At 64.0% G+C, this 19,664-nt stretch carries 14 protein-coding genes and 2 pseudogenes; 10 read left to right on the top strand and 6 right to left on the bottom strand.

Translation table 11 applies throughout. From position 1 onward, the window contains the following. Positions 1-8 precede the first annotated feature (8 nt). The 7 genes and pseudogenes from JX552_RS31240 to JX552_RS31210 form a co-directional block, all read left to right on the top strand. Entirely contained in the window at positions 9-1,925 is a 1,917-nt protein-coding gene (locus JX552_RS31240) for a serine/threonine-protein kinase (protein ID WP_241011294.1), read from the top strand. 888 nt (positions 1,926-2,813) lie between these two features. After that, entirely contained in the window at positions 2,814-4,382 is a 1,569-nt protein-coding gene (locus JX552_RS31235) for a serine/threonine-protein kinase (RefSeq protein ID WP_205878804.1), read from the top strand. Positions 4,383-4,474: 92 nt separating this feature from the next. Beyond that, positions 4,475-4,888 carry a hypothetical protein gene (locus tag JX552_RS31230; protein WP_241011293.1) on the top strand — a complete coding sequence of 138 codons (414 nt, stop codon included), beginning with the start codon at positions 4,475-4,477 and terminating at the stop codon, positions 4,886-4,888. Between the two features lie 845 nt (positions 4,889-5,733). Next, positions 5,734-6,294: a hypothetical protein gene (locus tag JX552_RS31225; protein ID WP_205878802.1), complete on the top strand. Its 561-nt coding sequence runs from the start codon at positions 5,734-5,736 to the stop codon at positions 6,292-6,294. 42 nt (positions 6,295-6,336) lie between these two features. Beyond that, on the top strand, positions 6,337-7,050 hold the full coding sequence (locus tag JX552_RS31220; RefSeq protein ID WP_205878801.1) for a hypothetical protein: 714 nt from the start codon (positions 6,337-6,339) through the stop codon (positions 7,048-7,050). A gap of 588 nt (positions 7,051-7,638) precedes the next feature. Continuing rightward, entirely contained in the window at positions 7,639-8,880 is a 1,242-nt protein-coding gene (gene istA, locus JX552_RS31215) for an IS21 family transposase (RefSeq protein ID WP_205873161.1), read from the top strand. Between the two features lie 2 nt (positions 8,881-8,882). Continuing rightward, a pseudogene (locus tag JX552_RS31210) lies at positions 8,883-9,212 on the top strand (ATP-binding protein); the annotation flags it as partial. Between the two features lie 45 nt (positions 9,213-9,257). Here JX552_RS31210 and JX552_RS31205 read toward each other — a convergent pair. From JX552_RS31205 to JX552_RS31180, 6 genes are all read right to left on the bottom strand, one after another. Continuing rightward, a complete protein-coding gene (locus JX552_RS31205) occupies positions 9,258-9,701 on the bottom strand; it encodes a DUF6262 family protein (protein ID WP_205878800.1) in 444 nt (147 codons plus the stop codon). Then, complete coding sequence (locus tag JX552_RS31200) at positions 9,698-11,857, bottom strand: tyrosine-type recombinase/integrase (RefSeq protein ID WP_205878799.1); 2,160 nt, start codon at positions 11,855-11,857, stop codon at positions 9,698-9,700. The genes JX552_RS31205 and JX552_RS31200 overlap by 4 nt, the downstream gene beginning before the upstream one ends. 112 nt (positions 11,858-11,969) lie before the next feature. After that, positions 11,970-14,372 (bottom strand): hypothetical protein, encoded by a 2,403-nt coding sequence (locus tag JX552_RS31195; RefSeq protein WP_241011292.1) that lies wholly within the window; start codon positions 14,370-14,372, stop codon positions 11,970-11,972. Further along, a complete protein-coding gene (locus tag JX552_RS31190) occupies positions 14,369-14,704 on the bottom strand; it encodes a helix-turn-helix domain-containing protein (RefSeq protein WP_205874833.1) in 336 nt (111 codons plus the stop codon). The genes JX552_RS31195 and JX552_RS31190 overlap by 4 nt, the downstream gene beginning before the upstream one ends. Beyond that, entirely contained in the window at positions 14,704-15,825 is a 1,122-nt protein-coding gene (locus tag JX552_RS31185) for a tyrosine-type recombinase/integrase (RefSeq protein ID WP_205878798.1), read from the bottom strand. The genes JX552_RS31190 and JX552_RS31185 overlap by 1 nt, the downstream gene beginning before the upstream one ends. A gap of 130 nt (positions 15,826-15,955) precedes the next feature. Beyond that, the gene (locus tag JX552_RS31180; RefSeq protein WP_205878797.1) at positions 15,956-17,113 is read right to left on the bottom strand and encodes a tyrosine-type recombinase/integrase; all 1,158 of its coding nucleotides are present in this window, start codon (positions 17,111-17,113) and stop codon (positions 15,956-15,958) included. Positions 17,114-17,234: 121 nt separating this feature from the next. Here JX552_RS31180 and JX552_RS31175 point away from each other — a divergent pair. The 3 genes and pseudogenes from JX552_RS31175 to JX552_RS31165 all read left to right on the top strand — a co-directional run. Beyond that, positions 17,235-17,687, top strand: a pseudogene (locus JX552_RS31175) (ATP-binding protein); the annotation flags it as partial. 488 nt (positions 17,688-18,175) lie between these two features. After that, entirely contained in the window at positions 18,176-18,745 is a 570-nt protein-coding gene (locus JX552_RS31170; protein WP_205878796.1) for a hypothetical protein, read from the top strand. A gap of 322 nt (positions 18,746-19,067) precedes the next feature. Next, a complete protein-coding gene (locus tag JX552_RS31165; protein ID WP_205878795.1) occupies positions 19,068-19,478 on the top strand; it encodes a DUF2510 domain-containing protein in 411 nt (136 codons plus the stop codon). Positions 19,479-19,664 lie beyond the last annotated feature (186 nt).

Raw genomic sequence — 19,664 nt, 5'->3', positions numbered from 1 at the left:
GAGGATGCGTGCAAGGCGGGCGGCTGTTCGGGCGCTACCGGTTGTTGACGTTGCTGGGCCGCGGCGGCATGGGCGAGGTGTGGCGTGCGCACGACACCGACACCGACAGGGTCGTTGCTATCAAGCTGCTGCACGCACACCTGTCCGCGGACCCGGAGTTCCAACTCCGTTTCCGGCGTGAAGCGCACGCCGCGGCGCTGCTGAACAGCCCGCACGTCATACCGATTCATCACTACGGCGAGATCGACGGCCACCTCTACGTCGACATGCGACTCGTCGAGGGCCGCGACCTGGGCACCGTGCTCGCGGAGGGGCCGCTGCAACCCGCCAGCGCCGTGCGCGTGGCTGAGCAGGTCGCCAAGGCGTTGGGCGCCGCTCACGACGCCGGCCTACTGCACCGGGACGTCAAACCGTCAAATGTCCTACTCGATCACGACGACTTCGCGTATCTGATCGATTTCGGGATCGCCCGTCTGACCGACGAGACGCGAATGACGCAGTCCGGCAACGTCATCGGCACCTTCGCCTACATCGCACCCGAGCGGTTGAACCCTTCAGCTCACGAGGATGCGCGTGCCGACATCTATTCGCTGACCTGCGTGCTGTATCAATCCCTCACCGGTCAACCCCCCTTCGCTGGTAGCACGAGCGCCCACCTGATCGCCGCGCACCTCACCACACCACCGCCCCGCCCGTCGCTGCTCCGCCCGGACCTGTCCGCCCGATTCGATGAGGTCATCTGCACCGGCATGGCCAAGGATCCCGACCTCCGCTACCAATCCGCCACCGCGCTCGCCGAAGCCGCCGCCGCGGCACTAACCCCCGCTGCGTTACGGGACGCCGGCTCCGGCGGGGATCAGCCGCCTGCGGTGCCGTCGGTCCGCGGACACCGACCCCGTCCCCCGGTGGTCGGGGACCCCTTGGACGCGACGCAGGGTGCACCGGGAGCCGCGTTGCCGATCGTGTCGTATCCGACCACTGTCCCGAAAAAGACGACTACGCGTCGCGTGCTGGCAGCCGCAGCCGCTCTGGTGCTCGCGGGTGCCGCAGCGTTCTTCACGCGAGACCTGTGGTCACCCCACCCTGATCGGCGCCCGGTCGCCCCGGGTTCGGCCGCGCCGGCGTCCCCACGCTCCCTGTCCGCCGAATACGGGCAACAGCAGGAATTGGCGTCTTCGCGGCTGGCGTATCCGACCGGCGTCGCGGTGGACATCCGTGGCAGCGTCTACGTCACCAGCACCTCGCACGACGCGGTGTACAAGCTAGCCGACGATGGCGGCGCACCGATCGCACTGCCGTTCGTGGGCCTCTCCTACCCTGAGGGGCTGGCGGTCGACCCTGGCGGTGAAGTGTATGTGGCCGACACCCTCAACCATCGTGTATTGAGCCTGCAGTCGGGAGCCGCCAACGCTTCAGCACTGCCGTTCGACGGGCTCGGCTTCGTGCACGCAGTGGCGATCGATCAAACCGGACGGGCGATCTACGCGGTCGCCCATGAACCCAGCCAGGTGCTGAAACTCTCCCACGTTGCAGCTAAGTCGAGCGTGCTGCCTTTCACCGGGCTCCAGGAACCCGTCAACGTCGCGGTCGACGCCAGCGACGACGTCTACGTGGTCGATAAGATCGCAGGTCACGTTGTGGAGCTCCGCAGCGACGGCGTCCAAATCCAGCTGCCCTTCCCGGTCTTGAGTTCACCTCAGGGATTGGCGGTCGACGACGCCGGCAGAATCTATGTCGCCGACACCCTGCGCAACCGGGTGCTGCGGCTCGACACGGGCGCGCCAGTTCCCACCGAGCTGCCGTTGACCGGCTTGAAGTACCCGACGGCAGTCGCCGTAGACCTCTCCGGCGACGTGTTCGTGGTGGACTCCCCCGCCGTTGACCGAAGCCGCGTGGTCGAGCTGCCGCGGCAGCGGCCGCGCTAGGAGGGCACCCCGCGAAATCATGTATCAACGGTTTGTCGAGTGGTTTGTCGTCGCCAAGCAGGGCGGCAGGGGCGTGTTCATCACTACCTTCGCGCTTCACCAGCGGTGTCCGGGAACAAGCCAAGCGGATCAAGGCGCGGATTGAACTCATCGACGCGAACGGCTTGCTCATCTATTGGTTCAGTGCGGCATCGACGTTCAGCCAGAGCAGTCCGTGACGCTCTAACGCATTGACGGTCACTTCTTGACTCCGTCTGAATCAGCTACCTACCGCGATTTCAGAAACCGTGGCGGTTGGCCGGCGACCGTTGTCGTGCAAACTGCGGCAGTCAGCTAACCGACGGTAGAAGTCCATTCCTGACCGTCCCACCAAACGGACCCCTGACTCGCCCGTCGGGTCGGCATACCAACCGGGGGGCGGTCCTGACGTTGGTTGACCACCTACGCCACCGAATTGGCCGGCTCTCAGGTCAGCGTCTACACGCTGATGAAGCTCCTGGTGTCGTCAGCTTCACAGACTTGACCAAACCCGCCCCGGCCCAATAATCGCCGTAATCGATAGTGTCCCAGTCGCGCCCCTGGGCGCCAGCGTCGCGAATTGCCGGGGTTGGTCGTGTTCTCCATGACGGCGAGGGCCTTTCTGGGCATCATTCTTTCGCAATCGAGACTAACCTCGCCGTCCGGTACGTCGCCTATCTCTGGAACCTCAAACTCGGCCGGCGGCGGCACCTGGTGCGGCGTTGTCGATGGCGTTGTCGCGATGGCTGGCCTGCGGGATGGGCCCAGCGACGGGCCGACCCCCTGAGCTATTGCTATGTCCGAGCCTTGGTTCCCAGCGACTGCAGCACCTATCGTTTCCTGCAAAGGCATACAGCTGGGAGGACTGGGTTGGAGGACACGCCATTTGGGCGATACCGGCTTGTTGAGTTGCTCGGTCGGGGTGGCATGGGCGAAGTCTGGCGCGCTCAGGACACAGTGATTGATCGAACCGTAGCGCTCAAGACGTTGTTGCCGCACTTCGCCCAGGATGAGAAGTTCAAGCAGCGTTTCCGCCGCGAAGCGCGCCTTGCCGCGCGATTAGAAGACCCGCACCTGGTCCCCATCTACGACATCGGCGAGCTTGAAGGCCGCTTATACGTAGCTATGCGGCTCATCTCGGGCCAGGATCTGCAAACGTTGCTTGAAGCCGGCCCGCTGGCACCTGCTCGCGCCGTGGCAATACTTGAACAGATCGCCGCAGCGTTGGGCGCCGCCCACCGAGTTGGGCTGGTGCACCGTGATATCAAGCCGTCCAACATCTTGGTCTCCGAGAACGACTTCGCGTACCTAATCGACTTCGGTATCGCCCGCGCGGCCGGGGAGACCGGCTTGACGTCAACCGGGGCAACAATCGGCACCTGGTCGTACATGGCACCCGAGCGTTTCAGTACCGGACAAGCCGAGGCGAGCTCGGACATTTACGCGCTGACATGTGTGCTCTACCAATGCCTGACGGGCGAACTCCCTTTTCCCGCCACGGCGCTCGAACAGATCGCTTTCGCCCACATGACCGCGCCTCCTCCGAAACTCTCAACACAACCCTCCGGCCTTGCCGTGCGTATGGACGAAGTCATCGCTACAGGGATGGCCAAGGACCAAACTCAGCGCTACCTCACTGCCGAAGACTTAGCGACTGCTGCGCGTACCGCGCTGTCGACTCATATCGCCTCGCCCCCTTCCGCTGTGCCTCCCGGAGAGACCGGCGCGAAAGCAACACCGGCAGCGAGCGCCGAGTTGCCAGGGACCTTCGCACCAGCTTTTTCCATCACAGACCACCTAGCGGGACCGTCCGACACGCTGGCGGCCTCAATCGGCCGAGTCGATACGCCAGACTCGCTCGGGCGAAGCGACATCCAGCACGAAGCCTTTGTCACGCAGCCGGCGTTTCCTCCCGGGTCCGCCGAGTTGCAGCCCTCCACCGGGCGATCATTGGCGAAAGCGGCAATACCCATCACGGCGCTACTGTCCGTGCTGTTGCTTAGCGCTGTCATCTTCGCGGTCACGCAGTTCTTGCGCCCCAATCCGCAGCTTTCGACTTCACCGCCGACCTGGCAGCCCTACGTCGACTACGCCAAGAGTTTTACTGTGACATTGACAAGTCTCAGTTACAAGAATCCGGACATCGGTATCCAGCGCATACTGGACGGATCGACGGGGCAATTTCGCGACGACTTCGCAGCGAAAATCCCAGATTTCAAAAAAACCGTTAGTGAGTCACGGGTCACCACAAATGGAACAGTTCAAGGCGCCGCACTCGACTCAATTAACGGCACGACAGCCACGGTATTGGTCGCCGCGACGGCCGAAGTCACAAACGCCTCGGGAGCGAAAAATGATCCGCGCAACTATCGGTTAGTGATCGCCGTGGCGAAGCTCGGGGATGCCTATAAGGCAGAAAAAGTGGAGTTCGTGCCTTGATCAGACCGCACTCGCGCCACGCTGTATGGTGGCTGATACCTCTCACACTTGCCGCCCTTACCGTCGTTGCTGCTGCGCTCGGAGGCTGGCAGATGCAGCTTAAGAGTCAACCGGCACCAGCAGAACACCCCGCCGATATGCTGGCCGCGACCCAGGCAGCCAAGACCGGAACTGTCAGGATCCTGACTTATTCACCCGACACCCTCGATCGAGACTTCAAGGCCGCAGAGGCGTCACTCACCGGGGACTTCCTTTCGTACTACAGACAATTCAGCGAACAAATTGTCGCCCCAGCCGCGAGAGAAAGAGGGGTAACTACTAGCGCTACGGTTGTCCGAGCCGGTGTCGAGTCACTTAAACACGACAAAGCCACCATTCTTCTCTTCATCAATCAGACAACGACCAGCAACGAAAAACCGGAACCCACGACGACATCGAGCGCTGTTCGAACGAGCCTTACCAACATAGGTGGGAAATGGTTGATCGATACTTTCAATCCGGCGTGAACGGGTTGCGGCTGAGACAGCTTGCTTTGTCATCGCCTAGTGCGCCACGAATGCGCACACGTCCCGCGATGGTCATCGCAACGATTGCAGCGATACTGGTCGCTGCAGCACGAGTTTTGGTGCTTTCGCGCACTCCGCAGACCCGGTCCCCCGGCGGGGGAGTAGTGCAATTGAATAGTGAGCATGCGGACACCGTCATTTGGTGCCAGAGTGCTCAGGCTGATTCATCTGATGAATCAATCGCTTTGCACTCGCTTGAATCGACTGCGGCCAAAAGCGCTTGAGTCTGCTGCGGAAAGTGAGTTGCCAGGGCGTTGTTGACGAACAGTCCGAGCCCGCGCTCGTCGACTTATAAGCACGCTGCGCCGACAGGTTACAAGCGGACTTGTCGGTGTGACGCGTTAGCTTGGGGCAGTGCGTTGGTAGGCCCGACCTGAAAACCCCCTGCAGCTGAGGGTCGAGCCTCGGCTGGCGTCATGGAACAAGAACGACGACCCAGACCAAGTTCGGCTGCGGACCGGCCTGCATGAGTTCCGTGACGACGACACCCATTATCTGGGATGGGTCGCCGCCTTCCCAGATGGTTACGTGATCAACATCCGACGCGACCACAGCGCTACAACAGCGCGCGTGCACTGTACAGGTTGCCGGACGATCAGCGGTCAAACACACACCACGGACCGTGGACCGGACGATATTTGAAAGTTTGCGCCATCCAGTTGACCGAGTCGAACAATGGGCGACCGATCGAGTGCGTGAGCCGATTCCGCCGTGCGGAGCTGCGGCGCTGGGGGATTCCGAGGCGACCATGATTGTGTCGGTCGTCGAAGGCACAATGGTATGCCGTGAAAAAATTGACCGAGTTCCGGGATGACGACGCCGGCTATCTGGCCTGGCTCGCGGCCCACCCCGAGGGTTACGTCATCAACATCGCACGCAGCCACAACGCGACCCAGGCGCGCATGCATCATGCGGGCTGCCAGACGATTTCTGGTCAAAGCCCCGGCGGGAGCACGTGGACGGGGCCGTATGTGAAAGTGTGCGCGGAGCATGTGGCCGACCTCAAGCAGTGGGCGATCGAGATGGCGGGCCGGCCGATCTCCCCGTGCGGGACTTGCCGCCCGATAAGCGCCGGCGTAGAACCGATTTCAAAGCAGCACAGCAAACACGCGGCCGACTCCCCGGCCTACACAACGGATGATGATCGTCCCGCCGCCATTGGCCCGCCGGCCACTCGCAGTGCTGGCGAGAGCCCAAAGATGGTCTCGCTCGTCGCAGTGCCGATGCTCGAACGACCCCCCTCAATCCGCGGACCGGAGACGGGCAAGCCTACGGTCGAGGCATGGGCGGACGACTACATTCGCTTCGAGCACCGACCCGCCTGGCAAGAGCAACTGCGTAACTAAATCCGGAGACGTTGCGGCCAGCTTGTACCGTCGGCTGAACAGGTGCTGCATGCGACCTTCTTCGGCCCAAAGCTTCCCAACGCCGACATCGAAAACCTGGCGCTCTACTACATCGACCCGTTCAGAGTCGCCGGTTGCAACGGCATCCGTTTCGAGCACGGCGAGGGTGTACCGCCAGCACCTGGTGGTTCCAAATATCCGTTCTGTTACCGGTATGCGCTCTCGCCGTGCACAGACCCGTTCGACCACTGGCGGCGAGCACGGACGCTCGCCTCGTTCGACTGGACCGACCTGGGCAAGTTCGCGGGCGAGAAGAAGCTTTCACAGGTGTGGCTGGCGCTAGCGCGCGGCCAGGTCTCGGTAGCCGAGGTGGCGTGCTCCCCCAAGACACCTTTCGCCGTCACAATCCATGTCCGACCACCGAGCGGGCGTCAGCCCGTGCTGGGCAACCTAGTGAAAGGCATTTTCGACGGAGTAATTTCCGCGTTCCAAGCCCATGCCGACACGGCAAACCTGACTGAGGTCGCAGCACGGATCGCAGCAATCCTTCCGGCAGATCCCGAGGAGATCGAGCACCACCTGCTCGATCAACGCCGCGCGGTGCTCGGCGTCGTGCCGCGGCTCGTGTCCAAGTATCGGGGAGGGGTCAAATGGGACCCCGCAGACCACTGGTGCGTGGCTGGCGAATTACTTGCCGCAGATCCAGTAGGTTCGGGCTGGGCCATCAAAGGCGAGGTCATCGAAGTCGCCCGCTGACAACGTCGCCTAGACAAGCACGGATGTCCTCGCAAGCGGATAGGGCTTCACCGGGTGCCGGCAGGAATTTATCGATCTAGCGATCCCCAGCGTGGGAGAGGGCCATTTGGATCAGCGAGCCGACATTATTGGGGAGCTCGCGGCCTAGGCAGCGCGTAGGCACGGACTCGGGTGGTCGTCGTCCTGGTGGCGGTGACGGCATACCAGTTCGCCACGGCGTCGGGACTGATGTCGCGCAGAGTCGTCGTGGCGAAGGCCGGCAGAGTGTTTGTTCAGCAGCCCCCGGTAATGGGCGCGGGTGCGGCTACTGATCGGGCGCTGTTCGAGCCACGCCTGACTGTAGTCCCCGAAGGACGTGGGAGGGCTGTCGGTGTTATCGGTTGTTGCGCCTCTTTCGGGTTGCCGGTTGCGGGGATCTGACGTCTGCCCGGCTGAGCCTATGAGGAGTCTCCGGGGCGCCGTTCTGCGATTCCCTCGATGAGCCCGCACAGCGGGTTTAGTGCTGCGGCTTTGAGTGTTGTTGGCGACGGTTGAAAGTCCGGCCACTCGCAACGGTTGAAAAGTAGGCCACCCAATCAGATTGGATGGGTGATCTCCTTGGAAGACTGGGCGTTGATCCGGCATCTTCATCGCAGCGAGGGTTTGTCGCAGCGGGCCATTGCACGCCAGCTCGGCATCGCGCGTGACACGGTGGCCGGGGCGCTGGCCGGCGATGGTCCACCGAAGTACGAGCGAGCTTCGGCGCCGTCGGCGATCAGCGAGGTGGAGCCGCGGATCCGGGCGTTGCTGTCGGCCTATCCGCAGATGCCGGCGACGGTGCTCGCCGAGCGGGTCGGGTGGACGGGTTCGATCTCCTGGTTCCGCGAGCGGGTCCGAGCGATCCGCCCGGAGCACCTGCTCGCCGATCCGGTTGACCGCCTCGACCATCCTCCGGGGCGAGCGGTTCAGTGCGACCTGTGGTTCCCGGCACCCAGGATCGCGGTCGGGTTCGGCCAGGAGGCGATGCTGCCGGTGCTGGTGATGGTCGCGGCGTTCTCCCGGTTCATCGCCGCAATGATGCTGCCCTCGCGTCAGACGATGGACCTGGTGGCCGGGATGTGGCAGCTACTCTCGGGCAGCTTCACCGCGGCACCCCATGAGTTGTGGTGGGACAACGAGGCCGGGATCGGACGCCGCGGTCGGTTGACCGATCCGGTCACCGCGTTGATGGGCACGCTCGGGTCGCGGCTGGTGCAACTCAAACCCTATGACCCCGAATCCAAGGGGATCGTGGAGCGAGCCAACCGCTATTTGGAGACCTCGTTCCTGCCGGGGCGCAGCTTCACTTCGCCAGCGGACTTCAACACTCAACTGGGCCAATGGCTTCCGACCGCCAACGCCCGTCGGGTGCGGGTCCTCGATGGTCGTCCGGTCGACTTCCTCGACGGCGATCGAGCCCAGATGCTGGCGTTGCCGCCCGTGGCGCCGGTCACCGAGGCGGTGACCTCGGTGCGGCTGGGGCGCGACTACTACGTGCGGGTGGCCGGCAACGACTACTCCGTGGACCCGCATGCGATCGGACAGCTCGTCGAGGTGAGGACCACCTTGAATCAGGTGGTGGTGACCCGAGCGGGGCGCCAGCTGGCGGCTCATGACCGCTGCTGGGCGGTACGACAAACGCTGACCGATCCCACCCACGTCGCGACTGCCGCAGCATTGCGTCGACAGTTCCAAACCGGCCCACCACCGGTGGTCGGTGATTACCTGGTCCGTGATCTGGCCGACTACGACCGCGCGTTCGGTGTCGACTTCACCACGGCAACAGTCACTTCCGACGGGGAGGTGGCGTGATCATGGCCGAGGATCCGATCAAATCCGTCCTGCATTACGCCCAGGCCCTTAAGGCGCCGCGCATCCGCGACGCCGCCGCCCGGCTCGCCGAGCAAGCCCGTGACGCCAACTGGACTCATGAGGAGTATCTGGCGGCGGTGCTTTCCCGGGAGGTCGCGGCCCGGGAAGCCTCCGGTGCGGCGACCCGCATCCGCTCGGCGGGGTTTCCGACGCGCAAGTCGTTGGAAGACTTCAACTTCGATCACCAACCGGCCTTGAACCGGGACATGGTCGCCCACCTAGGCACGGGTGCGTTCCTGGCCAGGTCCCGCAACGTGGTGCTGCTCGGCCCGGGTGTTATCAAAGGTTCGAGAGCCAGATGTCTGCGTTCTGCCTGTTCAGGACGTTGTTGCGATCGATGCGACGTTTAGTGAGGGGTGGATTCCGCGGCGGGCCAGTTCGCGTCGTAGGTCGAGGTTCTCGCCGTGTGCTCGTTCGAGGGCGTCGCGGAGGGCTCGCAGTTGCTGGCGGTGCTGTTTCTTGAGTTCGGCGATCTGGCGGGTCAGGGTGATGACGAGGGTGCTGTCGGTGTTGACGGGCTGGTCGGCAGATGCTTGGCGGTGGGTGCCGCGCAGGTGCTCGATGCGTGTGCGCAGTTCGGGGTGGTTGTAGAGGAAGGCGTGGGAGACGCCTGCTTCGCGTTGCACGGCTTGGAACGTGATCGGGTCGCCGCGTTTGATGAGTCGGCGGATGGCCTGTTCGGCGTCTCGTGTTTTGTTCTGCGACTTGACTTTCGCTGCTTCGGTCAGGGCGGTGATGCGGCGTTGCCGGGAGTCGGTCATGGGCTTCTCCTGCGGTGGGCGGTCAGGTCGAGCGTCAGCGGGATGGGTCCGGTGCTGGTTCGATGACACTGCGCTGTCGCGCCGCCGGGCTTGTCGTCCAGAGCGGCCAGGAGCTTGGTGAGCGCGGAGTGTTCGGCGCGGCGGCGGATGAGCCAGACGTTGTCGTCGGGCATGGGGTGGCCGTGTCGTTGTTCGAATTCTGTTGTGGCCCGGTCGATCAGGTTGGTGGTTTCGCGGAGTTGGCGCTGCAGGACGTCTCGGTGGGTGTGGTCGGTGACGAATACCGAGCAGGTCAGGCAGGCGTTGCCTTTGTCGCAGGATTGCAGCGGTGGCAGCATGCACCATCCGTTGGGCAGGAACCGGTCTGCGCGGCGGAACAGGTGCAGACTGTCGTGGTCGTCGCTGCTGAGTTGGATGCGGGTGCCGTCGGATCGCAGCTTGGCGGTGGCCAGGAATGCCTGCTCGGCGTGTTCGTCGCGGGCGGCGATGTAGTGCATTGTCATGGTGGGGGTGGCGTGCCCGGCGTAGCGCTGTAGGACGTGGATCGGTAGCCCGAGTTCGGCCAGCCGGGTGAGTCGGGTGTGGCGGAATCGGTGGGTGTGGCTCAATCGGACGACCTGGCCTTTGGCGTCGGTGATGTGAACAAGGTCGCTGAGGGTGCGCAGCACCCAGTTGTAGGTGCCCGATGGATAGGGTTTGTCGCCGCGGCGGTTGCCCAGACGCCGGGCAAACAGATATCGCCTGGTGCTGTCGGGGTACTGGGCGTGCAGCCAACGGTGTTGTTCGGCAATGACTTCGGTGACCTCGTAGTCAACGAGGATGGTGTCGGGTGCGACGTCGATCTTGCTTTGTGCGTAGCGGAACCGGGTCAGTGTTTGGTCTTCACCCGCGGCTGTGGTGGTGGTGGGGGCCGCCGAAAGGCAGTCGAAGTCGCAGGTGCGGATTTCGCTGGCTCGTCGTCCGGTGAGGATCTGCAGCAGGATCATCCGCATTGCTTGCGGGTCGTCGAGTCCGTTGGCGGTGATGGTGGTTCCGTCGCCGCGGGTGATGGTCATCTGCTCGGTGCGAGGCAATCCGATCAGCGGCAGCGCGGCGGTGATCTGCGCGAGTGCGTGGTCGTCGATGTAGTTCGCGTCGTTGAAGCCGCGTTGATGCGGTATCCGGGTGACCCGGCCGAACCAGCTGGCCGCGTGAGCGGTAGTGCCCCTGTGCCAGGGCTCGATGCCGAGAATGCGGCGAGCCTCGGCGGGGTTGGCGGCAATGAAGTCCAGGAGGCCGGCCACCGCTCGCAGGTCGTCGTTGATTCCTCGGATGGGCACGGTTCTTCCGAGGTGGCGGGTATCGGATGGGCGGGTGACGCGGTTGGCGGCCACGGCGGTCCACCGTGCGAATGCCGCCGCCTGTTCGACCGCGGTCGTCGGGTCGCCCAGGATCTCGGTGGGATCATCGAAGCTGCCGGTCAGCCAGTTATCGAACCGGCGGAAGCTGCGCATGCGTTCCTGGCTGACGCTGGTCCAGCGCAGCGCCCCGGATTCGAGCATCGTGCCCAGGTGCCACTTCACCGCGGCCCGCAGCCACGGCAGTTGGACGTCTCCGGGCGAGCAGCCGTAGTTAGCGACTGGTTCACGATCGGTCAGTGGGATCCGCGGATCGCAGCGCGGGTGCCAGAAGTCCAGCTGCCACCACGGGCCGTCGTGGCTGGCGGCGATCAGGGCGTGGCGGGCGAAACCGAACAGTGCGTGCACCCGGGCCCGGCCTCGGGGTGAGGGCAGTCGCTTGCCCCTGCTGAGATAGAACCAGCTCTGCAACATCGCGGCGGCGTCGTAATCCATCGCCCGGATCGATGACGGAATATCGCGGCCCGCGCTGACGGCCCGCCGAATCATGTTGGCCAGCTGGGCCATTGCCAACACCGAGACGCGGGTGCCGTCGCTGGCCTGCCAGTGCGCCATCCACGCCAGTTCCGCCGCGAACGGGTCGGGCAGCCCGCTCAGATCCAGATGCGGCCAATCGTTCTCGGTGATCGAGGCCCAGTTGGGGATGCCTGGCCCGACGACGGGGCCGCGCCACTGTGCCGGCAGCTCGTCCCAGAGGCGCCAGATCGGATCGAGGTGTTCGGCACTGTGCAGCCGCAGGTGGCCATGCTCGTCGATCATTCAGCCATCCGCCAGCTGCTGGCGTAGGACGCCCAGTTTGCGGCTGCTCGCAGGGCTTCGTCGTCGCGGACCCAAAATGGTGACGTCGGGTATTGGAACTGTCCGAATGCCCCTACGCTCTGGTCGGGCGCTGGCTGACCTCGGCGGCGTAGGTGGTCCAGTCTCCTGCGGACAGGCGTTGCCAGGCCACGGCGACGTCGGTGTGGATGCCCAGGGTGCGTGCCAAGATCGCGGCGGGGATCTCGGTGGCGAGTTGGAACAGGGCGGTGCTGCGAGCGGGGCCGGGGCGGATTCCGAGTCGGTTGAGTCGATGGGTCAGCTGGCCGGTGCTGATCGGTCGTCCGGGTTGGCCGCCGGGAAGAAGCCAGGGCGAAGGCGATAGAGCGCCGATTGTGGCGTGGCCCTTGCGGTTGGCGACGACGGATCGGGCGATCTCGGCGACGGGCTCGGGGAGATGGATGGGTGCGCGGCCTAGGTGCAGGCTGACCGGGTCGCTGGTGGTGTCGATGTTGGTGACGACCATTCGGCAGATGCTGGCCGGGTTCTGGGCGTAGAGAAGGACGAGTAGGCCAGCGAGGCGGTCTTCGGGTTTGAGGTTGGTGTCGTGCAGGAGGCGTCGCGCGGTGTTCCAGCGGTGCTGTTCATCGAGGGATTGGGTGGGGCCTGTCCATCGGTGCGTCCGGGCTCGGACGCTGGTCAGCTTGCTGTTGTGGGCCCAACGGATGAAGTGCCCGGCTGGATCGCGATATGTCGTGGTGTGGTCGGTCAGCCAGCGATCGAGGTCGGCTTGCCCGCAACTGCTGAGGGTGAGCCCGTTGACGGTGAGCCAGTCCAGGAAAGCGACAGCTCCGTAGGTGCGCTGACGGATGCACGCGAACTGCTGGATGGTGGTCGGGCGGCCGTTGTTGCGTTGCCGCAGTCGACGAACAAGGTGCCAAGTTGTGTAGTGGTGCAACACTTTCCGCAGTTCGGGGTCGGCATGGGCAGCTAGTGTCTGGCTGACGAATCGTTCGATCCGGATCATTTGTTCATCGCGGGCGGGCAGGGCGCCGACGCCGATGAGGACCTCGCGCAGGTGCGCCAGCGGCTGGCTTTGGGGCAGTTCGTCGAGCGCGTCGTGTGTCACATCGCGGCGACCGGCGGCGAGGTCGGCCAGGACCACAGCGACGGGTTTCTTCTTTAGCCATCGTATGGCGGTGATGGGGTGTTCGGCGGTGGCGATGTTGTGCCGTAGCGCTTGCAGACCGGGATGAAGCGATGCCGACGGCGGGCCGAGGATCTCGTTGAGTGAGCTGTTGATCAGGCAACGGCCGCATTGGCCGGGATGGGGGTAGGAGGGGTCGTTGCAGGTTGGGCAGTCGTGCCAGACTTCGCCGGTGGTGCAGTCCTGGCAGCGTGGCTGGGTGCGGGTGCCCGAGATGATGGGTGCGGTCTGTCGGCAAGAACAGCATCGTGCTGTGTGGTGCTGGCAGTCTGGGCACCACGGCCGCCCGGTGATTCGGGATGTGCCGCAAGGTCTTTCTTCACCGCAGATCGAGCAAGTCGTGATCGGCAGGGGCGGGCAGCATCCGCAGATCGGCCCGTCCGGCGTTCGGAGGCTGACCGGGCGTCGTCGACCGCAGTTGAGGCAGATTTCGAGGTTGTCGGGGTCGGTGATCAAGCAGTTCGAACACAACGGCCGACCGTTGCGGTCGCGAGTGGCTGGTTCGCGGTGCGCCCCACAGCGTGCGCATTCCTGGATGCGGCTGTGGGCGATGCAGGTGCGGCAGACCCGCTGCCCATCGAGGGGTTTGTCGACCTTGACGACGCGATGACACCGCGGACACGCCGGTGCCACGATGCCACCGATACCCGCGGCGCGAAGCGCATCGATCAGCGGAACGATCGCGCGCACGGGAGCGAGATAGCCAGCTCCGGTGAGTAATTCGGGTTGCGCTTCTAACGACCAGCCGATCTTTCGTTGGTGTGCCGGCCGGGATGCCAGCGTGCGGACCGCTGTTGCGATCACGTCGCGGTCGGCGGCCGGATCCAGTTGGGCGATCACGTCGTAGATGACCGAGATCGGATCGCGTTCATCGCGATCGGGACATTGCGCGCATCGCGGCCCTCCGGCGCGATCACGGGTGGCCACGCGTTGGCGTTGCCCGCAGGCCGCACATGCAACCGTGCGCAGGCTGCACGACCCGCAATACCAGTCCTGGCCCATCCGCTGCAGAGCCCGCAACTGCTTGTCGCAGTCCGCACAGACCGGCGCCGACACCGACGCACCAGCAGAGCGCAGCGCGATCAATAGATCACCGATCACCCTGGGTGCCGGAGACCTCCCGTCGCGCAACACCGCCGGATGGTCGGCGAGAAAAGCTGCCAGACGCCGCGACTTTGCCCGACCGCCGGCGATCGTGGAGACGATGGCGCGGATCTCTTCGGGAGCAAGCCGATCATCGACCGCCACCACCAGCTCGGTGATGAACTCGACCGGATCGGTCACCGCGCGGCCGTGATCGATGTGGGTCACGGCAGCTCGGCGCCGCGAACGCGTGCCCGCTTGGGCCGCAAACTCCCGATGCCGACTTCAGCTCCCGCGGCTTTCTTCCGCGATGTTCCGGCCGTAGCGGGCGCAACCGGCTCGATCAGGTCATCCAAGGCGCAGTCCAGGATATCGAGCAGCGCCATCAGAACCTTCAGGCTCAGCCGTTCGGGACGATCGACGACCAGCCGGTAGACCTGGCTCGAGGACAAAACGATGCCACGCTCGTGCAGCGGGACGATCAGGTCGGTGGTGGCGAACATTCCGCGCTCAGCCATGACCTTGCGCAAGTGCCATTGATAATCGAGCTTGGCCGACATCAGCTGTCCTTGTCTGCCGGGACGCCCGCATCGAGCGCGGGCGCGAGCGCTCGTTGCAGCATCGTGTTCATGTAGTCGGTGCTGACGTGGGTGTAGATCGCCGTCGAGCTGTCGCATTCGTGCCCAACCTGGGATTGAATAAATCGCCGGTCGACACCATCCTCGGTGAGATGTGTGACGTACGAGTGGCGAATTGAATGCAGCACAAGCGCTTTCGGCAACTTCAACGCGTCACGGTAGGCCACGAACCGAGCGTTGATCTCCACGGACTTGATCCGCCCACCCCGCTCGGTCACCCACAGGGCCGGGTGGTCCTCACAGCCGAACTTCGGCCGGGCATTCTCGACGTAGTCCGCGACCGCCTCCACCGCCCAATCCATCACCGACAACACATTCCGACGCCGCGGTGGCTGGCCCCTCTTGGCCTTGCCGTAACGGACGTTGAGCATCCCGTAGCGCCCGAACTGCGGAGCCCTGGGATTCCGACCGAAATCAACCAGGTCAAGCTTCGCAGTTTCCGTGCGCCGCAAACCCCAGCCGTAGATGACTTTGAAGATTGTCGCGTCGCGATAGGCAGCAAGGGCCCCTTTGCGTTTCACCCGCACAGCGCGCTCGACCTGATCGTCGGCGTAGTCGAGGAACCGCTGGATCTCCGCACGCGTGAACGCCCGGGCCTCCGGGCGGCCCTCATAATCGTTGAGGTGCGCGATCGTATTCCACTCGTGGCAGATCGGCACAGGATGTTTCCCCGGCCCGAACTGTTTCTCGCACAAGGCAACCCACCCGTAACGGGCGTCGCAGAGATACTCTGTGAACAACCGCAGTTCGGTCTGGTAGCCGCGGATCGTCGACGGCGCCAGATGCGCCTCAGCTGTCAACGATTGGGTCCACTCGTCGACGTGGCCGGGCAGCCAGTGCCACGGATACTCGTTGGTGAATTCGACGAACCGGCGCACCAGCCGCTCGCGTGGCGTGACGGTCTCTTCCTGCAGCCCGCGCGCGGTCTGCTGGGCCCGCCAGCCACGCAACATCGCCTCCACCATGGCGTCCTCCGGGCGCAGTTGTACCACCCCGGAGACCAGCTCCAGATGCGCCGCACCGGCCAGATCCGCTCGTCCCACACCTGCCTCCAACCCAGAATCGATGCGACCCTTTGACGCACGGATCGTGCATCAAACGGGTTAGCGACTCAAGCAATGCAGGTGATGCGGCGTGTCGAACTCGCGACGCGGAACCATTCCCGCACCCCGCTCAGCTGGCGACCTGCGCAAACGCGCCCATCTGATGCAATTCCCGAGCTTTGCCGTAGAGATCCAGAGTGGTCTGCACATGAGCGTGACCAAGACGCCGGGAGACCACCCATTCCGGTGTTCCGGCGAGCAACAAGGCGGTGGCATGGGTGTGGCGGAACCAATGCGGCGTCCACCCCGGCGGCCCGATACAGCGCCGTCGCAGCGTGACCACTTTCTCCCGGACCGTCGTCTCCCGCAAGGCGGCCAATAACGGTGGTCGGGACACGTTCACCAGGAGCGGCGACGTATCTGCCACAGCGATGCCCGATTCGGCTGCCCGGCAGGCGATATCGGTGAGATAGTCGGCGAACAGCCGCTCGAGGTCAGCACCGACATAGATTCGTCGCGGTCGCATCATCTTCACCCGCGCCCCGTTGGGATTATCGGCCCGCGGCACGATCTGCACATACGCGGTCTCGCCGCGGCCAAGCACGAACTCGCCGATCCGCAGGCCCAGGGCCTCCCCGAGTCGCATGCCGGTTTCGGCAAGCAGGGCGAACACGAACCGGTCCCGCAGATTTCCTCGCCACGACCCGGACTCGGCATCGAAGACCGCGCAGCCATCCAGGATCGCCTGGATCTGCTCGGGCAGCAGCAACGGTGGTCTATCGCGGCGTCGGCGGTCGCGGCGCACCCGCACCAGCGATGACGCCGCCGGGGCCGACCGCGCATCCAGATGCGCCAACAAGCCCCGGGCCGGACGACGCCGCGGTGTTCCTCCAAGCAGCCGTCCCGCCACCACCACACCGGACACCGCGTCATGCCAGCGGTAGAACGAAATCAACGCTGCAAAGCGGACTTCCAGCGTTGCCGCACTCGGTGCCTGGTCAGACTCAGCCAGCCGGTGCTCAATAGTGCGCCCGTTGCGTTGCCAGGACAGGAACGCCGTGAAAGCCGGGACACCGACATCACACCAGGCGCCGGTCTGCCCGCGCTGCTCCAGGAAGGTCCACCACTGCGCCAACGAGGTCGCATACCCGCGCACCGTGTTCGGCGACCACAGGTGCCGGTGGGCTTCTATCCACTCCTCGACGGGACCGACCGTTGCATAGTCCTCACCCAGCACGGTCCAGGTCCGCTGCCCACCCGAGGGAGACACAGCCACCGGATACGCCATCGTTGCCGTTCCTTCACGTCGAAGAACACCCGCCGATAAATCGGCAACAACGATGACTTGTTCAGTATCAACCCCCTTGTCGCATACATAGATTCGAGCGTGTTGCTACCCGCTGATAACACCGGGAACCGGCAAGACTCACCTCGCCATCGGATTGGCCATCAAAGCCGCCCAGACCGGGCATCGCATCGCGTTCGCCACCGCGGTGGACTGGGTCGCTCGCCTCAAGGCCGCCCACACCGCGGGGCGACTGCCCGTCGAGTTGGCCAAGTTGCGCCGCATCGGCCTTCTCGTCGTCGACGAGGTCGGATACATCCCCTTCGAACAGGACGCCGCGAACTTGTTCTTCCAACTGGTCTCCAGCCGCTACGAACACGCCTCGCTGATTCTGACCTCGAACCTGCCCTTCGCCCGCTGGGGCGACGTGTTCGGAGATCAAGTCGTCGCCGCGGCGATGATCGACCGCATCGTCCACCACGCCGACGTCCTGACCCTCAAAGGCTCCAGCTACCGGCTCAAAGACACCGGAATCGACACCCTGCCCTCCGCCAGAGCCGACAACACGGCACAATAACCACCGACCACGTGGCCTACTTTTCACCGTCGTCTGTGGCCTAGTTTTCGACCGTCGTCAACAGAGTGTTTCACTGCCCGCCGGCCGCAAGGCTCAATGTCGAGCAGGAAACGGATCTAAAGCCGTCACTCGGGGAATGTTCACGTACTGCTTCCTCCACTCGGCCTGCTTCCTCCACTCGGCCTTCGAAGTGAGACATCACTGGCTAGGCCGAACGGCAATGTGCGCTTCGCGCCGCAACGTAGCTGGCGTTAGGGGACACCGGTGTGCCGGCGAAGAGATGGTAAAGCCGTTGCAGCCAAGGCGTATTGGCGCAACAGGACACGGATCTACACCCGCGTCGTCGACAAAGTCGGTACCCGCATCTACCAGGACCAATGGGCCGCCGACAGAGAGAACAACGCCATCTGTGTCGGGGTGACGCTGAAGGTCGTAGCCACTTGACGTTTTGCAGTACGGGATAGCGACCTGGACTAATGTCGATCGATATGAACAGGCGGATCGGAAATCTGCTCGCTCTGGCGCTGGTCATCATCGGCGCCTCCACCCTGGCAATCGCAACGTTTCTGCCATTTCTCGAGCCGCTGGACGCATCCCAGACGGTTGTAAACAACATGTGGATGGAACAGGGTGGCTGGAAGTATCTACTCGGCGCGGTTTTCATCGCGGTGGGCGGCATCCAGGCCTACCGACGCCAAGATCAGTCCTGGCGCATTTCGCTTGTCCTATGTCTCCTGGTTTCGGTTGGAGTCGCAACTTCCGCCGCGGGGGACCACCTGTTGGTTCCACCAGGTACCGGCGGACCAGTGAATAGCGGCGAGCCGGGTGTCACGCAGGCCCGTCTCGGCATGGCTCTGCATGTGGCGGGAATCGGGGTGGTCACGGCCCTCATTGGCTCGGTACTGCTGCGCCTGACTAGGCGGAATCGCTCGGAGGTGGTCGCGGGCGCCGCCTCGGATCAGGCACAGACCAAAGCGTGCGCGGGTTGCTCGCAACCCATGCCGGTCGACGAAAGGAAATGCAAGCGCTGCGGGTATCGCTTCGCGCCCTTCGCCTAGCCCCGACGACTGCTTGGCGAACTCGCCAGTCATAATTTGTTCCTCCGATGCCCTTCGCGGAGTGCCGTTTCCGGCTTCAGCCATGCGTTTCAGCGGCCCTTCTGTCTCGCCCCCGGGCCACGGGATTCCAGAACTGGTTGGACTCAATCAGCGCGAACACGCTGGGTTCATGGGCGGTGGTGCGTTAACTTATTCGTGGTGTGAATGGCTGGGGTTGTCCCTTGACAGGCCTCGCAACTACCTTCTCGTTGAGGGGTGGAAATGATTTCGGGGGGATCATGGTGAGATTTTTCGCGTCGTGCCGCGTCGGATTGGCGTCGTTATGAGTGCTGCACCGCCTCCGACGCCGGCCGGTTGGTATCCCGACCCTGACGGCAGCCCGAACACTCGTTGGTTTGACGGCACTGAATGGACCAACCGCTTTCAGCCACCCCCCGCGCATTTTGCCGCTACGCCGCCAGCGGAACCGGGTCGTGTCACCATTCACTACGGGTTTGTCCTGCTCGCAGTCTTCGCATTCCTCGGCACCGCCATCCCTTGCTTCTTCTGGTTTGGCTCTGCCGCGAGCGTCCCTACTGACCCCAACGCAACTCAATCGGACATCGACGCCTCGAATGCCGCGTCAGGTGTCCTGTCGTTGTTCGGATTTGGTTGGCTGCTCTGGGGCGGAATGTGGACTCTGATCTGGGCTGCGTTCGCAATCAATCACACGCTCAAGGCGCGCCGCAATTGAGTGCCAAGATAGCCGTGGTGCGCGAATTATGTTGAACGACAACACCTTATGACTGGATCAATCCCTTTGGCAGCGACTGGCTGCGAGCCTCGCTGCACGGTAGGGATCAGAAATGATCAGAAGCAATATGGCCTGAGAGCATTCGAACGTAGCGACGGCACACCGTCGTACTTCTCCGCTACTGGA

It is taken from the genome of Mycobacterium gordonae, from assembly GCF_017086405.1.
Taxonomy (GTDB): Bacteria; Actinomycetota; Actinomycetes; order Mycobacteriales; family Mycobacteriaceae; genus Mycobacterium; species Mycobacterium gordonae_D.
This window is presented reverse-complemented; position numbering and strand designations above follow the sequence as displayed.